The organism is Aminobacter niigataensis (assembly GCF_014200015.1).
Taxonomy (GTDB): domain Bacteria; phylum Pseudomonadota; class Alphaproteobacteria; order Rhizobiales; family Rhizobiaceae; genus Aminobacter; species Aminobacter niigataensis.
This window is the reverse complement of sequence record NZ_JACHOT010000001.1, coordinates 296,476-319,571: the sequence shown is the minus strand read 5'-3', so window position 1 is coordinate 319,571 and position 23,096 is coordinate 296,476. Positions and strand designations below refer to the sequence as shown.

Annotated in this window: 18 protein-coding genes; 7 read left to right on the top strand and 11 right to left on the bottom strand. The window is 64.8% G+C overall.

Annotated features, from left to right (window positions below; translation table 11 throughout):
* Positions 1 to 177 precede the first annotated feature (177 nt).
* Together GGQ99_RS01645 and GGQ99_RS01640 are read right to left on the bottom strand one after the other, a co-directional pair.
* Positions 178 to 795, bottom strand: a complete 618-nt coding sequence (locus GGQ99_RS01645) for a LysE family translocator (protein ID WP_183262327.1) — start codon at positions 793 to 795, stop codon at positions 178 to 180.
* Positions 796 to 940: 145 nt separating this feature from the next.
* A complete protein-coding gene (locus GGQ99_RS01640) occupies positions 941 to 1,594 on the bottom strand; it encodes a response regulator (protein ID WP_183260226.1) in 654 nt (217 codons plus the stop codon).
* A 121-nt stretch (positions 1,595 to 1,715) separates the two neighbouring features.
* Here GGQ99_RS01640 and GGQ99_RS01635 point away from each other — a divergent pair, with 121 nt between their 5' ends.
* A complete protein-coding gene (locus GGQ99_RS01635) occupies positions 1,716 to 3,461 on the top strand; it encodes an ATP-binding protein (RefSeq protein ID WP_183260224.1) in 1,746 nt (581 codons plus the stop codon).
* A 68-nt stretch (positions 3,462 to 3,529) separates the two neighbouring features.
* On the opposite strand, the gene GGQ99_RS01630 is transcribed toward GGQ99_RS01635, so the two are convergent.
* Both GGQ99_RS01630 and GGQ99_RS01625 read right to left on the bottom strand, forming a co-directional pair.
* The gene (locus GGQ99_RS01630) at positions 3,530 to 5,224 is read right to left on the bottom strand and encodes an amidohydrolase family protein (protein ID WP_183260223.1); all 1,695 of its coding nucleotides are present in this window, start codon (positions 5,222 to 5,224) and stop codon (positions 3,530 to 3,532) included.
* Between the two features lie 120 nt (positions 5,225 to 5,344).
* The gene (locus tag GGQ99_RS01625) at positions 5,345 to 6,670 is read right to left on the bottom strand and encodes an NAD(P)H-dependent oxidoreductase (RefSeq protein WP_183260221.1); all 1,326 of its coding nucleotides are present in this window, start codon (positions 6,668 to 6,670) and stop codon (positions 5,345 to 5,347) included.
* A 321-nt stretch (positions 6,671 to 6,991) separates the two neighbouring features.
* Between GGQ99_RS01625 and GGQ99_RS01620 the strand changes: the two genes are divergently transcribed.
* From GGQ99_RS01620 to GGQ99_RS26050, 3 genes are all read left to right on the top strand, one after another.
* Positions 6,992 to 8,071 carry a WD40/YVTN/BNR-like repeat-containing protein gene (locus GGQ99_RS01620; RefSeq protein WP_183260219.1) on the top strand — a complete coding sequence of 360 codons (1,080 nt, stop codon included), beginning with the start codon at positions 6,992 to 6,994 and terminating at the stop codon, positions 8,069 to 8,071.
* Positions 8,072 to 8,084: 13 nt separating this feature from the next.
* Positions 8,085 to 8,399, top strand: coding sequence for a MoaD/ThiS family protein (locus GGQ99_RS01615; RefSeq protein WP_183260217.1), 315 nt, complete (start codon positions 8,085 to 8,087; stop codon positions 8,397 to 8,399).
* A 102-nt stretch (positions 8,400 to 8,501) separates the two neighbouring features.
* Positions 8,502 to 9,149, top strand: coding sequence for an SH3 domain-containing protein (locus GGQ99_RS26050; RefSeq protein WP_183260215.1), 648 nt, complete (start codon positions 8,502 to 8,504; stop codon positions 9,147 to 9,149).
* Between the two features lie 63 nt (positions 9,150 to 9,212).
* Here the strand turns inward: GGQ99_RS26050 and GGQ99_RS01605 are convergent, their stop codons facing one another.
* The gene (locus GGQ99_RS01605; RefSeq protein WP_108679441.1) at positions 9,213 to 9,494 is read right to left on the bottom strand and encodes a hypothetical protein; all 282 of its coding nucleotides are present in this window, start codon (positions 9,492 to 9,494) and stop codon (positions 9,213 to 9,215) included.
* A gap of 805 nt (positions 9,495 to 10,299) precedes the next feature.
* Here GGQ99_RS01605 and GGQ99_RS01600 point away from each other — a divergent pair.
* From GGQ99_RS01600 to GGQ99_RS01590, 3 genes are read left to right on the top strand one after another with little or no spacing between them, the layout of a single operon-like run.
* Positions 10,300 to 11,103 (top strand): glycosyltransferase family 2 protein, encoded by an 804-nt coding sequence (locus GGQ99_RS01600; protein WP_108607539.1) that lies wholly within the window; start codon positions 10,300 to 10,302, stop codon positions 11,101 to 11,103.
* Positions 11,104 to 11,113: 10 nt separating this feature from the next.
* Complete coding sequence (locus tag GGQ99_RS01595; protein ID WP_183260213.1) at positions 11,114 to 12,058, top strand: glycosyltransferase family 2 protein; 945 nt, start codon at positions 11,114 to 11,116, stop codon at positions 12,056 to 12,058.
* Positions 12,055 to 14,142, top strand: a complete 2,088-nt coding sequence (locus tag GGQ99_RS01590) for a glycosyltransferase (protein ID WP_183260211.1) — start codon at positions 12,055 to 12,057, stop codon at positions 14,140 to 14,142. The genes GGQ99_RS01595 and GGQ99_RS01590 overlap by 4 nt, the downstream gene beginning before the upstream one ends.
* A gap of 6 nt (positions 14,143 to 14,148) precedes the next feature.
* On the opposite strand, the gene GGQ99_RS01585 is transcribed toward GGQ99_RS01590, so the two are convergent.
* The 6 genes from GGQ99_RS01585 to GGQ99_RS01560 form a co-directional block, all read right to left on the bottom strand.
* Complete coding sequence (locus GGQ99_RS01585; RefSeq protein ID WP_183260209.1) at positions 14,149 to 16,821, bottom strand: nitrate reductase; 2,673 nt, start codon at positions 16,819 to 16,821, stop codon at positions 14,149 to 14,151.
* Between the two features lie 2 nt (positions 16,822 to 16,823).
* Positions 16,824 to 17,153 carry a nitrite reductase small subunit NirD gene (gene nirD, locus GGQ99_RS01580; RefSeq protein ID WP_183262326.1) on the bottom strand — a complete coding sequence of 110 codons (330 nt, stop codon included), beginning with the start codon at positions 17,151 to 17,153 and terminating at the stop codon, positions 16,824 to 16,826.
* A 5-nt stretch (positions 17,154 to 17,158) separates the two neighbouring features.
* Positions 17,159 to 19,609 (bottom strand): nitrite reductase large subunit NirB, encoded by a 2,451-nt coding sequence (gene nirB, locus GGQ99_RS01575; RefSeq protein WP_183260207.1) that lies wholly within the window; start codon positions 19,607 to 19,609, stop codon positions 17,159 to 17,161.
* Between the two features lie 20 nt (positions 19,610 to 19,629).
* A complete protein-coding gene (locus GGQ99_RS01570; RefSeq protein ID WP_183260204.1) occupies positions 19,630 to 20,922 on the bottom strand; it encodes an MFS transporter in 1,293 nt (430 codons plus the stop codon).
* A 337-nt stretch (positions 20,923 to 21,259) separates the two neighbouring features.
* Positions 21,260 to 22,498, bottom strand: coding sequence for a CmpA/NrtA family ABC transporter substrate-binding protein (locus GGQ99_RS01565; RefSeq protein WP_183260203.1), 1,239 nt, complete (start codon positions 22,496 to 22,498; stop codon positions 21,260 to 21,262).
* Positions 22,495 to 23,091 (bottom strand): ANTAR domain-containing response regulator, encoded by a 597-nt coding sequence (locus GGQ99_RS01560; protein WP_108607531.1) that lies wholly within the window; start codon positions 23,089 to 23,091, stop codon positions 22,495 to 22,497. The genes GGQ99_RS01565 and GGQ99_RS01560 overlap by 4 nt, the downstream gene beginning before the upstream one ends.
* Between the last annotated feature and the right edge of the window lie 5 nt (positions 23,092 to 23,096).

The following is a 23,096-nucleotide window of genomic DNA, read 5'->3' as shown; positions in this document are numbered from 1 at the left end:
ATGGCTGTAATCTTGCCACGACTTTGGCATGGCGGCGCTGAACTATCCACCCAAGGCGGCGGCTGGGCGCAATGATGGCTGGTCCTGGCCTACCCTGGCCCCGCATCGTCATGGGACAAGGCTCGCACCATGCGGCCCGCCCCTGCCGGTCTTCACAGGCGTGCCCTGCAAGCGTTGTCACTGGTGCTGGCTGACCAGCACCACGCCGAGCCCGATCAGGATCGAGCCGCAGGCCTTGGGAACCATCCACTCCGCCTTGCCTTTGCTGACCCGGCCAAGTGCCAGCGAGGCGATGCCGACGGCCGCCACGTCGGCCATCGAGAATACGAGATTGACGATCATGCCGAGGATCATGAACTGGAGCCACAGCGGCATGGTCGCCGCCGGATCGACGAATTGCGGCAGGAAGGTCAGGAAGAACAGCACGGTCTTCGGATTGAGCACCTCGACCACGATGCTGTCGCGCAGCGTGCTCGACCCTGCATCGCCATTGTCTTCCGAGGTCTTGTTCCAGCCGAGGAACATGGTGACACCGAGCCACACCAGATAGGCAGCGCCCGCAAGCTTGATGGCCTCGTAGACGACGGGCGCATGGGTGATGAGCGAGGCAAGGCCGGCGGTCGCCGCCACGATGTGCGCGTAGCAGCCGAGGTGAATGCCGAGCGCGGCCATCAGCCCGGCCTGGCGGCCATGCGCCAGGGTCTGCGCGGTCATGTAGAGGATCGCGGGACCCGGCATGCAGGCGAAGGCAAGCGTTGCGACAGCGAACGGAACCAAAAGCTCCAGCGACAACATCACGGCTCCTCCCCCGACGATTAAGCCGCTGGGAGGAATAGGCGTGGCCCCGGCGCGAAAACATACGGCAGGTGCCGTATTTGGTTCGCCCGCGCTTTCGACCAATGTGGAGATGGTTAAGGCAATACTACCAGGACTGCCGGGTTCAGCCCGCGGGCAACCCCAGGCGAACCGCATAGGTGGTCAGTTCGGCGGCGCTATGGAGATCGAGTTTGCGCATCAGGTTTTCCCGGTGCTTGCGGGCGGTCAAGGGACTGATGCCCAACCGTTCGGCCACCTCGCGCGCGGTCATGCCATGCGCCACCAGCCCCAGGATCTGACGCTCGCGTCGCGTCAGCGGGATCGGCGACACGATTTCCTGCGTGGGCCCGCCGTTTCGGCTCGGCTCGCTGATCGCGAAGCGGACGGTTCGCGCCAGATATGTTCCGCCCTTCTTCACCGCCTCGATCGCCGCCCCCAGTTCCTCGGGATCGCCGTCCTTGGTCAGATAGGCGCTGGCGCCCGCCTCGATCGCGGCACGCACCGTCCGCGGCTCGATGTTTGCGGTCAGGACCAGGATCTTCATGCGGGGCGCCAAGGCGCTGATGTCGGAGATGAACTGTATGCCGGCCACGCCCGGCATGCCGAGATCGAGGATCAGCAGGTCCGCGCGCGCTTCCCGGACATGCCTCAACAAGGCCTCGCCATCTGCTGCCTCGGCAACGATGGAGACGTTGTCCATTGCCGAAATGAGCAGCTTGAGGCCCTCGCGGACAATGGCATGGTCGTCGGCGAGGATGGCGGTGAGTGGGCGATTCATGCGGCGACCATAGCAGGCTTATCTGTCCGGTCGCCAACCTATGGGAAACAAGTTGCAGATAGATCAATCGTCACGGGTGCGACCGTCGGGTCAATATCCATCCGGAAGCCGGAGACATACGATGCAAGAAGCCAAGATACGCCATGCCCTCATCGAGCTTCTGTATCGCAATTCCTATGGCGTGGTCATCTCCAACATCGTCATTTCGCTGGCAGCCGTATACGTGCTCAGCAATGCCGTTTCCACGACTTGGCTGGCCACCTGGTTAGGTGCGCTGTATCTGCTTACCGCAACACGCGTCCTTGCGTCGCGCAGCTTCTTTCGGCGCAGGTTGGATTCCGGCTCGCTCATGCCCTGGGCATGGCTCGCAGCAGGTTTTTCGTGGGTATCGGGCCTGCTATGGGGCGCGCTCGGTTGGGCCGGCTTCCTGCCCGAGGAACCGGCCGTGCTGTCCTTCACCGTCATCGTGCTGACTGGCCTCGTCTGTGGCACGGTGCCGTCGCTGTCGGCCTTCCCGCCGGCTCTCATCGGTTCGATCCTCGCAACCGTCATCCCCGTCGCCATTCGCTGCATCACAGCCGAAAGCGACTTCTCCGGCGCCTTCCTGTTCCTGCTCGCGTCGCTTGTGGCCATCAATTTCTACTATTGCCGCATCACCTATCGCATGTTGCGCGAAACCATCAGCCTGCGCCTGGAGAACGAAAGCCTGGTCGTGCACCTGGAGGAAGAACGCGACCGCGCACAAACGGCCGATCGTGCCAAGACGCGTTTCCTCGCGGCGGCCAGCCACGACCTGCGCCAGCCGATCCATGCTTTGAGCCTGCTGGTCTCGACGCTCGCCATGCTGGGGCAGCGCGGCGACGTGCCTTCGGGCGACGCCCGCAACCTGGCAAGCCGGGCGAAGTCGGTCGTCGGCAACCTCAGCGGGCTGCTGAACGCATTGCTCGACATCTCCAAGCTCGACGCTGGCATTGTCACCGTCACCCCCGAGACGGTGCCGTTGCGCCAGCTTTTCCGCGACCTCCACGACGAATTTGCCGGGGAAGCGAAACAGCGCGGCCTCGCATGGCGCGTGGCCGACAGCAGCTTGAGGGTCGAAAGCGACCCGATGATGCTCAGGCGGATCCTCAACAACCTCGTGTCGAACGCGTTTCGCTACACCACGGAAGGCAGCGTCCTGCTCGGCTGCCGCAGGCGCGGCGACCTCGTGGAAATACAGGTTCTGGACACAGGCCCGGGAATTCCCGGGGATCAGCAGACAATGGTCTTCGAAGAATTCGTGCAATTGCAGAATCCGGCCCGCGACAGGACGCAAGGCCTGGGCCTGGGGCTCGCGATCGTCCGCCGCACGGCCCAACTGCTGAAGCATCCGCTCAGGCTGGTCTCAACGCCGGGCCGCGGCTCCATGTTCTCGATCGCGGTTCCCAATATCCGCACGACGGCAGCACCTCGGCTGATCGAGGCGATGCCTCCTGCCGGCATTGCCGCCGGCATCATGGTCGTCGAGGACGAGGACGACGTTCTCGACGCGATGGTGCAGCTGCTCAGCCTGGAAGGGCATCGGGTCTATGCCGGCCGCTCCGCCGCCGAAGCGCAAGGCGCCCATGTCAAGGCATTGGCCGCCGGCGAAGCTCCTGTCGACCTGATCGTCGCCGACTACCGCCTCGCGGACGGCGTCACCGGCTTCGATGCGATCCAGGCTCTTCGCGCCCATGTCGGACGCTCCGTCCCCGCCATCATCGTCACCGGCGATACCTCGCCGGCACGGCTCAAGGAGGTCAGCGCCAGCGGGGCTCGCATTCTCCACAAGCCGATCACCGGCGAGGACCTGCGGGAAGCGATCCTCGCCGCATGCAGGCGTGGCTAGTGGGTTGATCGAGAAAGGGGCTGGTCGCTACTCGACGCGTTCAGCCCCGCTGGAGGGCAGTTTTTCGGCTACTGGTCGAATGCCGACAGCCAGTCCGCATCGATCTTGCGGTTCAGGCAGTAGTCGCGCAGACGGTTGCGCGTCTTGTCGGTCTTTCCGAGCCCGAGATAGCGCGCTGCGTTGCGCCAGTAGATGTTCTGCTGTTGCTCGGGCGTGTAACCAGCAGCCTTCAGCTGCGCACCGAGCCTAGACATGTAGTTGTTGTTGTCCAGTTCCTTGGCGATCATCGTCCAATCGGTACCGTAGAGCAGATGCCGGACATCAGGGTCGTAGCGTGACTGGAACTGCTTGAGATAACCCCTGATCTCGGAGCGCGTCCGGTCATCGAACTGCGGACTGGTCAGTTCGTAGAGGTAGCCGAGATCGGCAAAGAGATGTTCCCTGCCGTCCTCTGATATCGTCTTACCGACGATGAACTCCCAGGCGTCCTTCCCAAAAGCGTCCTTGGAACATCTCTTTGGCGTCGGCTGGGTGCGCAATTCGTCGAAGCTGCCGAAATGAGCCAGATTGACGCGCAATTTCGGAAATTCGCGCAATGCCTCTCGCCACCAGGACGGGCTGGCCCGATGGCCGTAGCCGCAAAGCGAGCCGAGGCTGTTTTCCGAATGCGCCATGATTGGCACGTCGTTCGATTCACACCATGCGTACAGCCTGCGAAGCGCGGTCTCCATCCCTCTCGGCGCGCCCTTGGGAAACTTGATCTCTCCATTACCGAACGCCTGGAAACCCATTGGCGGGTAGAGCTTTACCCCGACAAAGCCGCAGTCGAGAATTGCCCGCTTGACCAGCTTCAGCGAGCCGCCGCCCTCGGCCTCACGCCATGGATCGAAACCGACGAAGCTGTGCATGTGCAGCTCGGTTGTGCGCGCGATCTGGACCTGAAGCAGGTCCATGACCTCTATTTGCTCGGCGATGGATGACCGTGCACGGCTGTTTCCGAGCCAGTTCTCCATGTCGAGGAAGCTTGGCGTCACCAAGGAAACGCAACCCGACGGGGCAAAGACGCGAAGGTATTCGCGTGCAATGGCTTCCCGATCGTCGAGCAGCAAAAGCGCGAAATAGATGTAGCGCTGCATTTCGCTTGGCTGGCGCTGCAGGTCGTTGGCTAGCCCGATCGCGCCTACGCGGGACAACGCCCGGGATCGACTGAACGCCTGCGGCCTGGCGGCATCCTTGGCCAACTGCTCCATCAGCGCCGGATAATCGGGTTCGACGTCAAGACCTTCGACACCCCTGCCGAAGGTTTCGATGCCTCTTGCCCGGCGGTCCATTTCCTGGATTGCGTCAGCAAGTATCTGGGTCTTGCGTTGCTGCACCACGGAAGCAGGCTCGAGCGGTGTCCCGGACCGCAACCGGGCAGCTTCGGTGGGCGCGTCCTTCGCGCCGCGGCTCAGGATATCGACCAGAAACGCGATCAGGCCATTGAAGAGCCCTTTCGTCTGGACGTCGGCCCGCGGTAAGAACTCATCGCGCAACTCGCCGAGCGCGACATATTCGACGAAGCCTCGCACCGGCACGTCCGAGGCATTGAAGAAGTGACAGTGGACGTCGATCACAGGATCGGCAGATGTCAGCGCACAGCGCCCGGGCTCGGGGCGCCAGCGCGCGCAGCCTGGAGTCACCGACAGCGCTGCGGCCGCACCGAGCAGCCACAGCAAGCCACGGCGATCCACGACCCTTGGCCTGTCGAATGTTCCCGCCATGCCGAACCCGTCCCCACAAGTTCACCAAGGGGCATCCTGCGGCGACAACGGCAAAGAGTCGATACGGGTTGTGAACGGCGAACGACGGCAGGTATGGGGACGCCCGTCTCGCGCTTGCCGTCAGCCCTCGGCCCCGTACACCAGCCTGTCCTGCCTTGCGCGCAGCTCCGCGATCTTCGAGCCGGGTGCGACGGCGGCGTTGGCTGTGGTGATCAACTCGCCCTTCCTGATCGGCGCCGTCACGGTGCCGCCCTGCAGCAGGCCGCAGGGGATGGCCTTGGCCGTGCGGGCTTCCGGCGCGGTCATGATCCACGACCGGTAGCAATATTCGCCGATGGCATCGAGCTTGTCGCCCGGCTGCATGTCCTTCTTGGCCACTGCGCAGACGTCGGCCACCGGCTTCGACAGCGGCACCATGTCGGCCTTGCCATGCAGCACGACGCGGGCACAGGTCAGCGGCACCTCGAGCGAGGTCAGGTGATAGGGACGATGGAAGGTGAAGTAAGGCCCCTCGCCGACCTTGAGGTCTTCCATGCGCTCGCGGATGCGCGGATGCGACATCTCGGCGATGACGAAGACGCCGGGGGCGACGCCCTTGCCGATCGAATAGTCGACGACGCCGACTTTTGTCAGCACGCCGCCGTCCTTTTGCGGCACCAGCACCTTGTTGAGTTCGCGCAAAGTGGCCGAAGGTCCGTGCATGCCAGCCTTGTCGGGTACCAGGCCCGTGGCGTTGGCGATCGCCGCCATCTCGACCATCGTCTTCGAGCCGTCGACGAACTCGACCAGCATGCGCACGTTCATGTTGCGGCGCTTGGCCTCCTCGGCATAGTCGTCGGGGATGGCGTCGATGTTGAGCGGATTGTTCTTGCCCTTGCCGGCGGCGACGATGGTGTGGCCCATCGCCGAGACGAACTCGATCAGTTCCATGCAGGACGATGGTTCGTCGCCGGCGCCGAGCGAATAGGTGACGCCGAGCCTTGCTGCCTCGCTCTTGAGATAGGCGCCGATGGTGACGTCGGCCTCGACATTCATCATCACCAGGTGCTTGCCGTGTTCCATCGCGCGCAGGCCGATCTCGGCGCCGACTGCCGGAACGCCTGTCGCATCGATGACGACGTCGATCAGGCCGCTGTTGAGGATGAGGTCGGCATCGTTGGTCACGGCGATCTTGCCGCTTTCCATCGCATCGGCGAGTGCCGAGGTGCTCGTCGCCTCGCGCGCATGCCCGCTTTCCTGATAGGCGATCTCGGCCGCCTTGAATGCACGCTCGGGGTGGAATTCGGAAATGGCGCCAACCGCGATGCCGGGCATATGCGCCACCTGCGACACGATATCGGTGCCCATCTCGCCGCAGCCGATCAGCCCGATGCGGATCGGCTTGCCCGACTTTTCGCGCTCGACGAGATCGCGCGTCAAGCCCACCGGAGCGACGTTGATGGTCATCTGATTGATCTCCCGAAGAAGCGAAGCATATGTATCTAACGCTCGACCGGTATTGAATTATGGCCGGGTGTCAACCTGAATGTCCCTGCCCGCCGTGCGATGGCCCAGCGCCGTTTGTCAGCAGATCGCTGACCGCAAGCTGTTCGGCCTGCGGCAATGCCGCTAAACTCCTCTCTTCCGCCTGATGGACGGGAAGCACCGGAGAGGAGCCGGTGCGCCGGCAAGCAAGCCACAGGCGGATGGGAACGCCATATATTCGAATGCGATAGCCGCCGATCCGGATTCAATTTCTGAGGTTCGCGCATCCGTAGGAGGAGAACGATGGCTGCAAAGGTCCTTGTCCTGCTGGGCACCAAGAAAGGCGCCTTCATCGCCGAAAGCGATGCCGAAAGGCGTTCGTGGAAGCTGCGCGGGCCGTTCTGCGAGACTTGGCCGATGAACCATGTCGTCGCCGACCCGAAGACCGGCACCATCTGGGGCGCGGGCGGCAACGAATGGTTCGGCCCCGCGGTGTGGAAATCGACCGACCTTGGCGAAACCTGGACGCATTCGAGCGACGGGCTCGCTTATGCCGAGGGCGAAGAGCCGATCAAGGCGGTGTGGAGCCTCGCCAAAGGCAATGGCAGCCTCTTTGCCGGCGTACAACCCGCCGGCCTGTTCCGCAGCGACGACGGCGGCCAGAGCTGGGAACATGTCAAGGGCCTGCAGAAGCACCCTTCCCGGCCGCACTGGAACCCCGGCGGCGCCGGCCTGATCCTGCATTCGCTGGTCATCGACCCCAACGATCACGACCGCATCTGGATCGGCATCTCGGCCGCCGGCGTGTTCTATACCGGCGACGGCGGCAAGAGCTGGGAGCCGCGCAATCTCGGCACCCGTGCCGACTTCATGCCAGAGGGCGAGAACTACCCCGAATTCGGCCAGTGCGTGCACAATCTGGTGATGGCGCCAGGTATGCCCGACCGGCTCTACCAGCAGAACCATTGCGGCATGTACCGCTCCGACGATGGCGGCAAGCGCTGGGTCAGCATCGAAAAGGGCCTGCCGTCGACCTTCGGTTTTCCGGCCGCCACCCACCCGCGCGATCCCGAAACGCTGTACCTTGTGCCGCTCAACGGCGATTCCGCCGGCCGCTATGTCCCCGACGCCAAGGCAGCCGTGTGGCGGACGCGCGACGCCGGCCGCGAGTGGCAGGCGATGCGCAGCGGCCTACCGCAGGAAAACGCCTATATCGGCGTGCTGCGCCAGGCGATGGCGACCGACCGGCTGGAACCGGCCGGCGTCTATTTCGGCACCAGTTCGGGCGCGCTGTTCGCCAGCGCCGACGAGGGCGAAAGCTGGGTGAACGTCACCCAGCACTTGCCCTCGATCCTGTCGGTGGAAACGCTTGTGGTGGACTGACGGGAAAAGGCAGATGCTCGGCGACGCCCCATCCCGCACCGGGAAACATCAGGCTGAAGCCGCGCCCATCGTGGTGCGGCTTCCCGGCGTGCTCGTCGACCTGTTCCCAGGTGCGCCGCGACGGGTGGAAATGACGGCCTCAACGGTCAAGGAGATGGTCGACCAACTCGACAAAAGCTGGCCTGGCATGCGCGACCGCATCTGCGACAGCCGCCCTGCCATCCGCAAGCACATGAACGTCTTCGTCGAAGGCGAGCGCGCGACGCTGAAGACGAAGCTCAGGCCCGGCGTCGAGGTGTTCGTGCTCACCGCCATCAGCGGCGGCTGACCCGGACCGCAGGCACTGCAGCGACGACAGACTGCAGCAGCCAGGCTTTCTTCCTGCAACCATTGCGCTAGGATCGCAGCAGATTCTCTTTCGGGGACCGAGATGATGCGACGTAGCAGTCTATTTCTGGCACTCATGCTGGCTTTTGCGCCGGCCCTCCCGCAGGTTGCGGCGGCGCAGGAGCGCGTGGAAACGCTGCGCATGCGCCCTGGCGCGACGCAGACGACGGTGCGCGGCATCGTCATCGGCCGCATCAGCGCCTCCTACAGGCTCGAGGCGCGCGCCGGCCAGCGCATGAGCCTCGACCTCAATTCGCGCAACACCTTCCTCTATTTCAACGTGCTCGATCCGCGCGGCCGGACCATCGCCCGCGAACAGACCCAATGGGACGGCCGGCTGCCGGCCTCCGGCGTCTATACGATCCAGATCTATCTCGTGCGCGCCGAAGCGCGGCGCAACCGCCCGGCACCGTTTTCGCTCGATGTCCGCATTGCCGGACGCGGCGAAGCACCTGGCCCCGGTCCGGAGCCGTTGCCGGGACCGCGCTCCTGGCGCGTCGTCGGCGTAACGCCCGATGATGTGCTCAACATGCGCACGACGCCCTCACCGCGCGGCTTCGTCGTTGCCGAGATACCGTTCGACGCCGGCGGCCTGCGCAATCTCGGCTGCCAGGACGGCCAGAGCTGGTGCAAGGTGCGCTACCGCGGTCAGGAGGGCTGGGTCAACGGCCGCTTCCTGCGGCCGGAGTGACAAGCGAGATCGGCGACGCGTGCAAGCGGCCGGGACGGAACTTTCCGGCCGGCCGAAACGGAGTCAGCGTTCGGATGGGTTTGTCCCCGGTTCGCCAGGGTTTTCGCTCTCGACCTCGCCGGTGGTGATGGTTCCCACGACAATGGACTCGCCAATCGGCTCGCGACGCTGTCGCGTGTCGGCGACAACCTTGTCCATCTCCGCCTTGATTTCGGCAAGCAATGCCAGCGCCTGGGCCTCGCGGTGCTTCAATTCCGGGCTCGGATCACCCGATTTGGCCTCGCCCGCAGCTCGCGCATTACGCGCGGATAGATAATCCTTGTAGGCGGCGTCCCACTTTTTCATCAGGACAACCCAGGCATCGACGGCGTCGTGTTTGCTGGGATCTGCAGGCTGGTGCGAACTAGGCAAATTGAACCCTCGAACAATCCGCATTACGCGGAATGGAAAGCGGCACTGCAATCATATGCCGTATTTGGACTAACCCCGCCGCATGTCATCTAACGACAACCTACCATGCGGACTGTCGAGCGTCATTCGCTAGCGCGCACTATATGCGCCGCGGCTACAATGAGCTGTGGAAAGTAGCTGCCGGGCCACACCACGCAGCACGACGCGGCCTTGGCGCACTCTTTTTGCCACCGATCACAATATTGCGACCAGCCGAGTGAACGTTCCCAAAAAATGCAACCAGCACGGGTTTTACGACGCATTCGAGCGGCCGGAATGCATTTTGCGAGGTATCGGCTGATAGAAACGTTATTAAAGCGATGCATAATATAAAAGTGACGAATTGCAACCCAACCGAACATAAGCGTAAATTTGGAACTTCGATCCGCATAAATCAATCTAGACCAAAGATAACCTCGCACAAATCATAAATCTAACACGCTCATACAAGTACGATATTTTAAGATGTATATTGATTTTCCTTCTATAGATACGAATATTAACCATGGTTTACAAAAGGTAAACAAATTGGTAAAGTTCAGTTGGCGAGTGGGGCTTACAAGCACTTGCGTCCAGATTTTCCACGGGAACAACCTGGTTGCGAAATTGTCGTTTTCACCAGGGTGCTATTCTGCGTCCGGTCTGTTTGGTTCGCGTAGTCGTCAGGTAATGCCGCCACCTTTGGGTTGGAGTAAGCGTTATGACGGCGGCAGCATTCCCGCAGCGACCTGCTATGGAAATCTTCAAGGCAGCAGGAATGCCTCTCGGCGGCACTGCACGGATCAGCGTGGTGGTCCCCGCCATGAACGAGGCAAAGAACTTGCCGCACGTTCTTCCTCACATTCCTGCCTGGGTCGACGAAGTCATCCTTGTGGATGGAAATTCCACTGACGACACCATCGCCGTTGCACGCGAACTGCTGCCTGACATCATTGTCCTGCAGCAGGAGAAGCGCGGCAAGGGTGCAGCGCTGTACACCGGCTTCAGCGCAGCCAAGGGCGACATCATCATCACTCTGGACGCCGACGGCTCCGCCGATCCCGGCGAAATCCCGGCCTTCGTCGGCGCCCTGCTTGCCGGCGCCGACTTCGTCAAGGGCTCGCGCTTCATGCAGGGTGGCGACACCACCGACATGGAATGGTATCGCAAGCTCGGCAACTGGGGCCTGCTCCGCCTTGTGCGCCTGCGCTTCGGCGGCAAGTTCACCGACCTCTGCTACGGCTATAACGCCTTCTGGCGCGACGTGCTGCCCTGCCTCAACCTCGAACAGGCGACCGGTTTCGAGATCGAGACCCAGATGAACGTGCAGGCGCTTCGCGCCGAGCTCAATGTATTCGAGGTCGCAAGCAAGGAATTCCCGCGCATCCACGGAACCAGCAACCTGCGCACCTTCCCCGATGGTTGGCGCGTGCTCAAGACGATTGTCAGGCTGGGCATCTCACCACTGCCCAAGGTGCCGGCGCGCCGCCGCGCAGCAGCCGGACTGCAACAACCCAGCATCTAGGCGGGCGGTCATGGCGGCTTCGGGGGACAAGGTATCCGTCATCATTTGTGCCTATTCCGACGATCGCCGGGAGCAGCTTCACCGCGCCATCGCCTCCGTACTCGCCCAGCGCAGCAAGCCGACCGAGGTCATCGTGGTCATCGACCACAACACGCCGCTGTGGCTGGACGTGTTTGCCGCCTATCCGAGGCTGACCGTGATCGTCAATGAAGGCGCGCGCGGCCTTTCCGGCGCCCGTAATACCGGCCTCCGGCGCGCCAGCGGCGACATCCTGGCCTTCCTCGACGACGATGCCATCGCCGATCCTTACTGGCTGGCACGCATGCTGCCTCACTACGACAACCCCTCGGTCATTGGCGTCGGCGGCCGTGTGCTGCCGTTGTGGCAGGTCGACCGGCCGCGCTGGTTTCCCGAAGAATTCCAGTGGGTTGTCGGCTGCAGTTATCGTGGCCAGCCGGACCGGATCGAGCCGGTGCGCAATCCCATCGGCTGCAACATGTCATTCCGCCGGACCGTTTTCGACCTGACCGGCGGCTTTCGCGAGGGCATCGGCCGTACCGCCGCCGATGCTGCCGGCTGCGAAGAGACAGAGCTTTGCATCCGCGCCACGCAGGCCATGCCGGGCGCCCTCATCCTCTACGACCCCCAGATGAGCGTGCACCATCAGGTCACAGCCGAGCGCGCCGGCTGGCGCTACTTCCGTAAGCGTTGCCTCGCCGAGGGCCGCTCCAAGACCCAGGTCGTCAAGGCGGTGGGCGCCCAGGACGGGCTCGCCAGCGAGCATCGCTACGTCATGCGCGTGCTGCCCGCAGGGATCCTGCGCGCACTGGGCGATAGCGTTCTCAAGCTTGACCCATGGGCGCTGGCGCGGGCCGGCGGCATCGTTTTCGGATTGGGCTACACCGTCTGGGGGTATTTCGGCGCGCGGCTGAACCGGGCATGGAGGCAGGCATGAGCGAAGCGCAGTTCCGCCCGATCAAGGTCCTCGATATCGATGTCTGCCGGCCGATGAACGACGTGCAGATGCTCGACCCCATCAGCGGCGAGCGCTACGGCGGCGTATTCTGCCTCGTCCGGCGGATGGGGCGCCCGGTCTCGACCATGGAGTTTGCCTTCGACGGCGACGTGCTGACCACTATTGACCTGCGCGCGCGGATCGCCGAGCACAAGGCGGTCCAGAACAGCGCGCTGCAGCACGATGCGCCGCTGCCGAAGAAGGAAGGGCCGTTCGCCAGCGTCGTCATCGCCACCCGCAACCGCGCCGAAAGCCTGGCGCGCTGCCTGGATTCGCTGCTTGTCCAGACCTATGAGCCCTTCGACATCGTCGTCGTCGACAATGCACCGTCAGATCGCCAGACCGCCGACCTGATCGCCACGCGCTATGCCAGGGGCAAGGCGGTACGCTATGTCAGGGAGGATGTGCCCGGTCTCGGGCGCGCCCACAATGCCGGCCTCGCCGACATCTCCTCCGAGCTTGCGCTGTTCACCGACGACGACGTCATCGTCGATCCCAACTGGGTGGCGGCGATGGCGGCGAATTTCGACCGCGCCGGCCGGGTCGGCTGCGTCACCGGCCTGATCCTGCCCGCGGAACTCGATACCCGGGCGCAGTTCTGGACGGAGCGGCACGGCGGCTTCGGCAAGGGTTTTGCGCGCAAGGTCTTCGACCTTGCCGGGAACCGGCCTTCCGGTTCGCTGTTTCCCTTCACCGCCGGCCAGTTCGGATCGGGCGCCAACATGGCGTTCCGGACCGAGGCGCTGCGCCAGATCGGCGGCTTCGATTCCGCCCTTGGCGCCGGCACCCTTGCCCGCGGCGGCGACGACCTCGCCTCATTCTACGCCGTCGTCCAGGCTGGCTTCCAGCTGGTCTATGAACCGCGCGCGCTTGTCTGGCATCATCATCGCCGCGGCGAGGACGGTATGCGCCGCCAGGCCTTCGGCTATGGCATGGGCCTCGGCGCCTACCTGACCAAGGTCGTCGTCGACGATCCGCCGGCAGCCTTGCAACTGGCGCGCGCCATGCCCGCGGGCATTGCCCACATGGCCGGGCCGACCTCGCCCAAGAACCAGCGCCTGCCGGGCGACTATCCCGGCACCCTAATCTGGCGCGAGCGCCTGGGCATCGCGGCCGGCGTTCCAAATTATCTGCGCAGCCGCTACGCCGCTTCGCGGCGCCCGACATCCGGTGTCACCCGTCCGGAAAACGGCCAAGACGTCTACGCCAAAGGAGGGTCGACCGCCATGCGCCCAACCGTGCCCATCCTGCTCTATCACAGCGTCGACACCGACTGCGCGCCGGCCTACCGGCGCTGGATGATGACGCCCGAGGAACTCGACCAGCACATGAAGGTTCTCGTCGAGGGCGGCTTCCGCCCGGTGACGATCTCGGCGCTAGCGACCATCTTCCGCGAGCACAGGCCCGTGCCGCCGCGCACCGTAGCCATCACCTTCGACGACGGCCTGTGCGATTTTCTCACCGGCGCCATGCCGGTCCTCGAGCGATACGGCTTCGCCGCCACGCTCTATGTCGTCTCCGGCTTCGTCGGAAAGACCAGCGAATGGCTAGCCGCCTGTGGCGAGGGCGAGCGCCGCATGCTCGACTGGAACGAACTTCGCGGTCTCGCCTGCGAAGGCATCGAGATCGGCGCCCATACCGTCAACCACCCGCAGCTCGACATCCTGTCGGCGGTCGAGGCCGCGCGCGAAATCCTCGACAGCAAGCTCGCCCTCGAACACGGGCTGAAGCGGCAGGTGCACAGCTTTGCCTATCCCCATGGCTATTCCAGCCGCACCACGCGCGCACTGGTCCGCGGCGCGGGTTTCCAGTCGGCCTGCCGCGTGCGCCATGCCTTGACCTCGACGACAGAGGACCCGTTCACGCTGTCGCGCATCGTCATGACCAGCGAGGTCGGGCCGGCGGATTTGCGCCGCCTGCTGACCCAGCCGGTCCTGCCGGTCGCGCCGCCCGCCGACAGGCTGGCGGCCACCGGCTGGCGCATGTTCCGCCGTTTCCAGCATATAACCCATGCAAGCGGCTGAAGAAGCTCACTCAGCGGCCTGAAGCCGGCTTGCATCGAGCATCGCCCGGATCTCCGAGCGGCACGAACCGCAATTGGTGCCGGCTTTCAGCAGCTTGCCGATCTCGTCGACGCTTGTACTGCCGCCCGAGATCGCGGTGGCCAACTGGTTCACTCCGACATTGAAGCACGAGCAGACGATGCGGCCGACCGACGGCACCGGCATCGGCGCACGCCCCGACAGCAACGCGCGGCGGTCGAGCGGCGACAGCGGCTGGCACGAAGCGAGCAGCGACTGCAGCCAGCCCCGCTCCGGCAGGTGGCCGTGCGGCGCCACCAGCAGCGCCTCGGTGAGCCTGCCCTCGGCATCGGTCGCGGCGGCGCGGAATGTCGAGCTGCGCCTGTCGGTATATTCGAGCAGTTGGTCGGCCGGCACCACGTCGACCAAACGGCGAGCGAGCAGGATGCCCTGCTCCGGCGGCTCGGTGCCGGACAGTTCGTAGACCCAGCCACCCTGGACGGCTGCGCGGCTCCAGTGGACAAAACCTGTCGGCCTGAGGTCGCGGCGGGTCATCAGCACGCCGGCCCAGGCGACAGGCTCGCGCGAGATCCGCACCGGCACGTGCTTGAGCTCCGGCTGGCCCGAAAACGGGTCGGTGACAGGCGCCGACAGTGATCCGGCCGAGGCATTGGCGGCAAAGCGGCCGCTCCAGTGCATCGGCAGGAAGGCTTCGCCCTTGCGCTGGCCGGGGCTGGTGACAGCCTTGGCCCGAGCGCCGCCATAGCGGCTTTCGATGCGGACGAGGTCGCCATCGGCGATCCCCAGCGCGACGGCGTCGGCAGCGTTCAGCTCGATCGCCGGTTCCGGCGCATTGGCCATCAGCCTGGGAACGCGGCCCGTGCGCGTCATTGTGTGCCACTGGTCGCGCAACCGGCCGGTGTTGAGGACAAGCGGGAAAGCGGCGTCGACCGGCAGTGCCGCGCCTTCCTGGCGGACCGGCACGAAACGGGCACGGCCGTCCGCGGTGGGGAACCTGCCGTCGCCGAGCAACCGTTGCACGCCGGCCGAAGCATCCGAGGGTAGCGGCCAATGCAGCGGCGCGAGCGCCTCGTATTCGGCGTCGGTGAGATCGGCGAGGCCGCCGATGTCGAACAGGCGCCCACCGTCGTTCTCGAAGGCGGAAAGCGCTGCATGCTCGCGAAAGATCGCGGCAGGGTTCGCATAATCGAAGGCGGCGGCAAACCCCATGCGCCGGGCGGTCTCGGCGACGATCCACCAGTCGGGACGGACCTCGCCGGGCATCGGCAGGAACGATTTCTGGCGCGATATGCGGCGCTCGGAATTGGTGACCGTGCCGTCCTTCTCGCCCCAGGCTGCCGCTGGCAAAAGCACGTTGGCGAAATGGCTGGTATCGGTGCGGGTGACATCCGACACCACGACGAAGTCGCAGGACTTCAAGGCCGCGCGAACCTTGCCGGCATCCGGCATGCTGACGGCCGGGTTGGTGCCCATGATCCACAGCGCCTTGATGCGTCCGTCGCCTGTCGCCTCGAACATGTCGACGGCCTTGAGGCCCGGCTTGCGGGCGATTGCGGGTGTTGCCCAGAAACGGCCGACGCGATCGGGCGCCGATGGATCGTCGAATCCCATATGCGCCGCCAACTGGTTGGCGAGCCCGCCGACCTCGCGGCCGCCCATGGCGTTGGGCTGGCCGGTGACCGAAAACGGCCCCATGCCCGGCCTGCCGATACGGCCTGTGGCGAGATGGCAATTGATGATGGCGTTGACCTTGTCGGTGCCGTGTGCCGACTGGTTGACGCCCTGGCTGTAGACTGTGACCGTGCGCTCGGTCGCCGCGAACCGGTCGTAGAAGGCGGCGACCTCCGCAGGTGCAAGGTCGCAGCCCTCGGCGACGCGCTTCACCGAGGGAGCGTCGGCCGCTGCAAGACTGAGTGCCGCTTCGAAGCCCAACGTATGGGCAGTGACATAGGCTTGGTCGGCGGCGCCGGTATTCGCGAGATGCGCCAGCAGGCCGTTGAACAGCAGCACGTCGGTGCCGGGCTTGAGCTGCAGATGCAGGTCGCATTCCATTGCGGTCGCCGTGCGTCGTGGATCGATGACAACGATCCTCGTCCCGCGTTCGGCCCGCGCCGCGAGCAGGCGCTGGTAGAGGATCGGATGGCACCAGGCGGTGTTGGAACCGACCAGCACGACGAGATCGGCCTGTTCGAAATCCTCGTAGACGCCCGGCACGATGTCTTCGCCGAAGGCCCGCTTGTGGCCGGCGACGCTGGAGGCCATGCACAGGCGCGAATTGGTGTCGATATTGGCCGATCCGATAAACCCCTTCATCAGCTTGTTGGCGACGTAATAGTCCTCGGTGAGCAATTGGCCCGAGACATAGAAGGCGACCGAATCCGGGCCGTGTTGCGCGATGGTCTCGGAGAACCGTTGGGCCACCAGATCGAGCGCGTCTTCCCAGGAGGCACGACGACCGGCGACCTCGGGATGGAGCACGCGTCCGTCGAGGCCCAGCGTTTCGCCGAGCGCCGACCCCTTGGAACAGAGCTTGCCGAAATTGGCGGGATGGCCGGGGTCGCCACGCACGGACGTCGTGCCGTCCGCGGCGACCCGCGCCTGCACGCCGCAACCCACCCCGCAATAGGGGCAGGCGGTCCTCACCTCGCGTGCATCCGTCATGGTCAGGCAGCCTTCGAAGCCAGGACGTCGAGGGCAATGAACAGTCGCCCGTCCTCGACCTTGAGCGGGATGGTCCTGACCGATCCTTCGTCGGCGCCTTGGGCCTTGCCAGTCTCCAGCGAAAACACCCAATTGTGCAGCGGGCAGGTCACCGACGCGCCATGCACGATGCCCTGGCTCAGCGGCCCGCCCTTGTGCGGACAGTGGTCCTCGATGGCGAAGACCTGCTCTTCGGCGGTACGGAACACGCCGATCCTGCCCTGGGGCGTGTTCACGCAGCGCGCGCCGCGCAACGGTATGTCGGCCAACGTGCCGATCGCGATCCAATCCATCCCGCTCATTCCGCTGCCTCCGCAAAGCCGACGGACGCCATCGGCCGGAACTCGTGCTTGTCCTTGCCGGAGACCCGCTCCGACCATGGATCGACCTGGGCGAACTTCTGGCTGAAAACGAAACGCTCGTAGTAGGCCTTGCGCTTCTCGGCATCGTCGAGGACCTGGCGTTTGATCTCGGCCACCCCGACGCGCTTGGCCCATTTGTAGATGCGCTCGAGATAGCGGCCCTGCTCGCGATACATCTGTGTCAGCGCGACGATCACCTCGAGCGCCTCATCTTCTGATTTCACTAGGCCGAGCACCTCGGTGCCCTTGATGTCGAGGCCGGCGGCACCGGCGAAGTGGATCTCGAAACCGCTGTCGACGCAGATGACGCCGACGTCCTTGCAGGTCGCCTCGGCGCAGTTGCGCGGGCAACCCGACACCGCCATCTTGAGCTTGGCCGGCGTCCACGAGCCCCACATGAACTTTTCGATGCGGATGCCGAGGCCGGTCGAGTCCTGCGTGCCGAACCGACACCAGTCCGAGCCGACGCAGGTCTTCACCGTGCGCAGCCCCTTGGCATAGGCATGCCCCGAGACGAAACCTGCCTTGCCGAGATCGGACCAGACCGCAGGTAGGTCTTCCTTCCTGATGCCGAGCATGTCGATGCGCTGGCCGCCGGTGACCTTGACGAGCGGGATCTCGAACTTGTCGACGACATCGGCGATGGCACGCAGTTCGTTGGCGTTGGTCACCCCGCCCCACATGCGCGGCACCACCGAATAGGTGCCGTCCTTCTGGATGTTGGCGTGGACACGCTCGTTGATGAAGCGCGACTGGTAGTCGTCGGCATATTCGTCCGGCCAGTCGCAGACGAGGTAGTAATTGAGTGCCGGCCGGCACTTGGCGCAGCCGCAGGACGTCTTCCACTGCAGCTCCTGCATCACCTCGGGGATGGTCTTCAGCCCCTTGGCCTTGATCAGCCTGCGCACGTCGTCATGGCCAAGGTCGGTGCACTTGCACATCGGCTGCACGGCGGCGGGGTTGTAGCTGTCGCCCAGCGTCAGCGTCATCAGTTGCTCGACCAGCCCGGTGCAGGAGCCGCAGGAGGCGGACGCCTTGGTATGCGCCCGCACGTCGTCGAGCGAGGTCAGCCCCCTTTCCGCGATGGTGTCGGTGATCTTGCCCTTGCAGACGCCGTTGCAGCCGCAGATTTCCGCATCATCCGCCAGTGCCGCAACGGCCGCCATAGGGTCCAGCGGCGATCCTCCCTGATAGGCCTGGCCGAAGATCAGCGTATCGCGCATCTCCGAGATGTCGGTCTGCTTCTTCTTCAGGTCGTTGAACCAGGCGCCGTCGCCGGTCTCGCCGTAGAGCACCGTGCCGATGACGCGGTTGTCCCTAAGCACCAGCCGCTTGTAGATGCCGGCCGCGGCGTCGCGCAGCACGATCTCCTCGCGGTCGTCGCCATCGGCGAAGTCGCCGAGCGAATAGAGGTCGATGCCTGTGACCTTGAGCTTGGTCGGCGTGTCGGAGTGGACGAAGCCGGCCGTCTCGTCGCCGGCGAGGTGGGCGGCTGCCACGCGTGCCATCTCGTAGAGCGGCGCGACAAGCCCGTAGACCTGGCCGCCGACCTCGGCGCATTCGCCGAGTGCCAGGATGTCGGGGTCCGAGGTCCGCATGCCGTGATCGACGACGATGCCGCGATTGGTGTCGATGCCTGCGTCCTTGGCGATCGCCGCATTGGGACGGATGCCGACCGCCATCACCACCAGCGTCGCCGGGATGATGGTGCCGTCGTCAAGCTCGACGCCCTCGACCTTGCCGTGGCCGACGATGGCCTTGGTGTTGGCCTTGGTCATGACCTTGATGCCGCGTGCCTCGACCGCCTTCTGCAGGAGGTAGCCGGCGGCCGGATCGAGCTGGCGCTCCATCAGCGTCGGCATGACGTGCAGCACTGTCACATCCATGCCGCGCGATTGCAGGCCGGCGGCGGCTTCGAGGCCGAGCAGGCCGCCGCCGATGACGATCGCCTTGGCCCGCGACTGGGCGGCAAGCAGCATGGCGTTGACGTCGTCGAGGTCGCGGTAGCTCAGCACGCCGGCCATGTCGTTGCCTGGCACCGGGATGATGAAGGGCACCGAGCCGGTGGCGATGACCAGCTTGTCATATGGCTCGGTCACGCCATGATCTGACGTGACGGTCTTGGCCGCGCGGTCGATGGCGACGATCCTGTGGCCCTTGTAGAGGGTGATGCCGTGCTTGATGTACCAGCCGTCGCCGTGGATGATGATCTCTTCATAGCCCTTCTCGCCCGACAGAACCGGCGACAGCATGATGCGGTCGTAGTTCACGCGCGGCTCGGCGTTAAAGATGGTGACCTGGTAGCGGCCGGGTGCCGCCTCCAGCAGGTACTCCAGCATGCGCCCGGGGGCCATGCCGTTGCCGATGATGACAAGTCTCTCGGTCATAACGGTGCTCCTTGACGGTTTCACTGGGCAGCGAAGGTCAGCGGCTCGTCGGCGGTGTCACGCGACATCCTGCGGACCGACAGGTGCATCCAGACGAGCGAAGCGACGACGAGGGCGAACAACAGCATGAAGCAGCTCGACCATAAGCCGGTGAGGTCGTTGAGCGCGCCGAAGGCGATGGGCAGGATGAAGCCGCCGAGGCCGCCGATCATGCCGACAAGGCCGCCGACTGCGCCGACATTCTCCGGATAATAGGCCGGGATGTGCTTATAGACGGCGGCCTTGCCCAGGCTCATGAAGAAGCCGAGGACGAAGGCGACGACCATGAAGGCCACCGGCCCGACCTCGAAATGGAACGACATCGGCCCGCTGATACCATGCACGACATAGTCGGCCGTCGGCAGCGACAGGATCAGCGTGGCGTTCGCCGAGACACCGAACGTCCAGTACATCACCGTGCGGGCGCCGATCCGGTCGGACAGCACGCCGCCATAGGCGCGGAAGATGCTGGCCGGGATGGAATAGGCGGCGCCGATCATGCCCGCAGTGACGATGTCGAAGCCGTAGACGCCGATCAGATAGCGCGGCAGCCACAGCGCCAGCGCGACGAAGGCGCCGAACGAGAAGAAATAATAGAGGCCGAAGCGCCAGACCTGGACATTCCTGAGCGGTGCGAATTCGTTCCAGAAGCTCTTTGGCTCTGCGCCATGGATACGGCGCTGGCGGATGACCGGGTCGTCCTCGCTGGCGAACCAGAAGATGAAGGCCATGAAGCCGAGGCAAGCGGCCCAGATCAGCGCCACCTCCTGCCAGCCGCCGGCAAGCAGGACGAACGGCGCCAGGAACTTGGTGACGGCGGCGCCGACATTGCCGACGCCGAAGATGCCGAGCGCGGTGCCCTGCTTTCCCGCGGGAAAGAAGCGCGAGACATAGGCGACGCCGACGGCGAAGGAACCGCCGGCGAGGCCGACGCCGAGGGCGGCTATCAGCATCTGCGTGTAAGTCTGGGCAAAGGCGAGCAGGAAGGTGGCGATGGCCGCCGCCAGCATGGTTGCGGTGTAAACGAGGCGCCCGCCGAAACGGTCGGTCCAGACGCCGAGCACGATGCGCACCAGCGAGCCGGTCAGGATCGGGGTGCCGATGAGGAGGCCGAACTGGGTTTCGGAGAGGCCCAGCTCCTGCTTGATGCGCACGCCGATGATCGAAAAGATTGTCCACACGGCAAAGCAGACGGTGAAAGCGAGGGTGGAGATGGCAAGCGCCCTGACCGGAGCATTGTCCTGGCTGGGCGCGGCTTGGAGGGTTGCAGTCATTGTCGGCTCCGTTGTGCGGCGTGGGAGGCGCCGCGCTTCTCTGGATCGCGAAAACAAAAAAGCTGCCGGCCAGGGTCGCGCGTCCGTACATCCGGGATCGCGGTCGTCTGGTCGGCAGCTTTGCCTGAGACGCCCGCCATTGGACGCCGATATGTCTGGCCTTTCGGCCTCGCCTATTGCAACGCACAAACCGTGCCAGTTTGGCAGCGCGAGGCGTTTCCATTCATTTTCAGATGCTTACATGATCGACGGATCTCAGCCGTCAAAATGCCGGCGGTCAAACGATGATCAACCGGCACCGACATCTGCCTGTTTTATGTGCAGTGCACAAAAAAGTTCAGCCGCCGCCTGCCATTCGCTGAGCCGCGATGTAGCCGTCGAGATCGTCGGGATCGAACAAGCCGCCGTCGAAGAAGCCGTCGGGGCCGAGCACGAGACTGGCCCCAGCCGAGCCGACCGGAGTTGGCGTGGGCAGCGCGCCCTCGACCTTGGCGTTGGCGCCCGGCAAGGCCGCGCCCAGCGGCTTGAGCGCGGCGCGATAAAGGTCGGGCCGGTAGGTGTCACGGGCGATCGCGGCATTCTCGGTCGAATGCCCGGCCTGCCCCCAACGCACCATCTGGCTATAGAACCACAATGCGTGGCTCTTCCACGGAAACGTCGCCGCCCTCGCCTGCGGCATGAAGAAGTCGTCGACCTCGACGGAACTGTCCGCCGACGTCCGGAGTTGGCCCGAGAGCGCCGGCAACATCCAGTCCGCCGGTCGTCCGACATAGGCGGGAGCTGCCATGATGCCTGCCAGTTCGGCGTGATTGGCTGGCGAGGCACACCACTGCGCTGCGTGATGGATGGCGCGCAGCAATGCCGCCAGCGCATCGGAGTTGGCCTCGGCCCAGCGCGCATCTGCCCCCAGCACCTTTTCCGGGCTGGAACGCCAGATCTTGGCCTTCACCGTGGCAATGCGGCCATGGCCGAGCATGACGGCGGCGGTATTCCAGGGCTCGCCGGCACAGAAGCCGTCGAGGGAACCGGATCCCAGCGCATCGGCCATCAGCGGCGGCGGCAGGATCACAATCTCGATGTCGCGATCGGGGTCAATGCCGCAGGCGGCGAGCCAGTAGCGCAGTTCGTAGTTATGGCCCGAATGCGGGTGCACGACAGCGAAACGCAGCGGTGCGGCACCTGCGCGGACACGATCGGCAACGACGCCCCTGAGCGCGTCGCCGGCAGCGCGCGGCGAAAGATCGGCGCTGGTGCCATGCCCGACCATGTCGCGCCACAACGCATTCGAAACGGTAATGGCGTTGCCGCCGAGCCCCAGCGCCATAGGCACGACGGTGGTCGCGGCCAGCGGCGTCAGGCCGAGATTGCAGGCAATCGGCATCGGCGCCAGCATATGCGCCACCTGGAAATGCCCGACGGCGAGCCGGTCGCGGATATTGGCCCATGAGGTCTCGCGCACCAGGGTGAGCGCGATGCCCTCGGCTGCGGCAAACCCCTTTTCCCTGGCCGCGACCAGAAGGGCGCTGTCGAGCAACGGCAGGAAGCCGGCAGAAATCTCGAAACGGGCATCGGTCATGCGTCGTCTCCCAACAGCCCGGCCGCAGTCACAAGGCTCTGCGCAATCTCCGACAGCTTGCGGTTCTGGTTCATCGCCGCCTTGCGCAGCAGCGCATAGGCCTCCGTCTCGGAGACCCCGCGCGACTTCATCAGGATGCCCTTGGCCCGGTCGACCACCTTGCGGTCCTCGAGTTCGCTGCGCGCTTCTTCCAGTTCCCGCGACAGGCGCGAAAATGCGTTGAAGCGGCTGACTGCCATGTCGAGGATCGGCTTGACCCGCTCGCGCTTCAGGCCGTCGACGACATAGGCCGACACGCCTGCATCGACCGCCGCCTCGATCGAGGCGCTGTCGGAGCGGTCGACGAACATGGCGATCGGCCGCTTCACCGCGCGCGACAGCTGGAACATGTTCTCCAGCATGTCGCGGTTGGGATTTTCCAGGTCGATGACGATGACGTCGGGATTGATCTCGGCGATGCGCCGGGCGATGCCGGCGACATCGTGGACGAGCGTCACCTCGTCATGGCCGGCCTCGCGCAGCCCCGCCTCGATGATCGAGGCGCGGATGCGGTTTTCGTCAATGACGAGCACGGCGAGAGGTTTGGCGGCCATGCCCT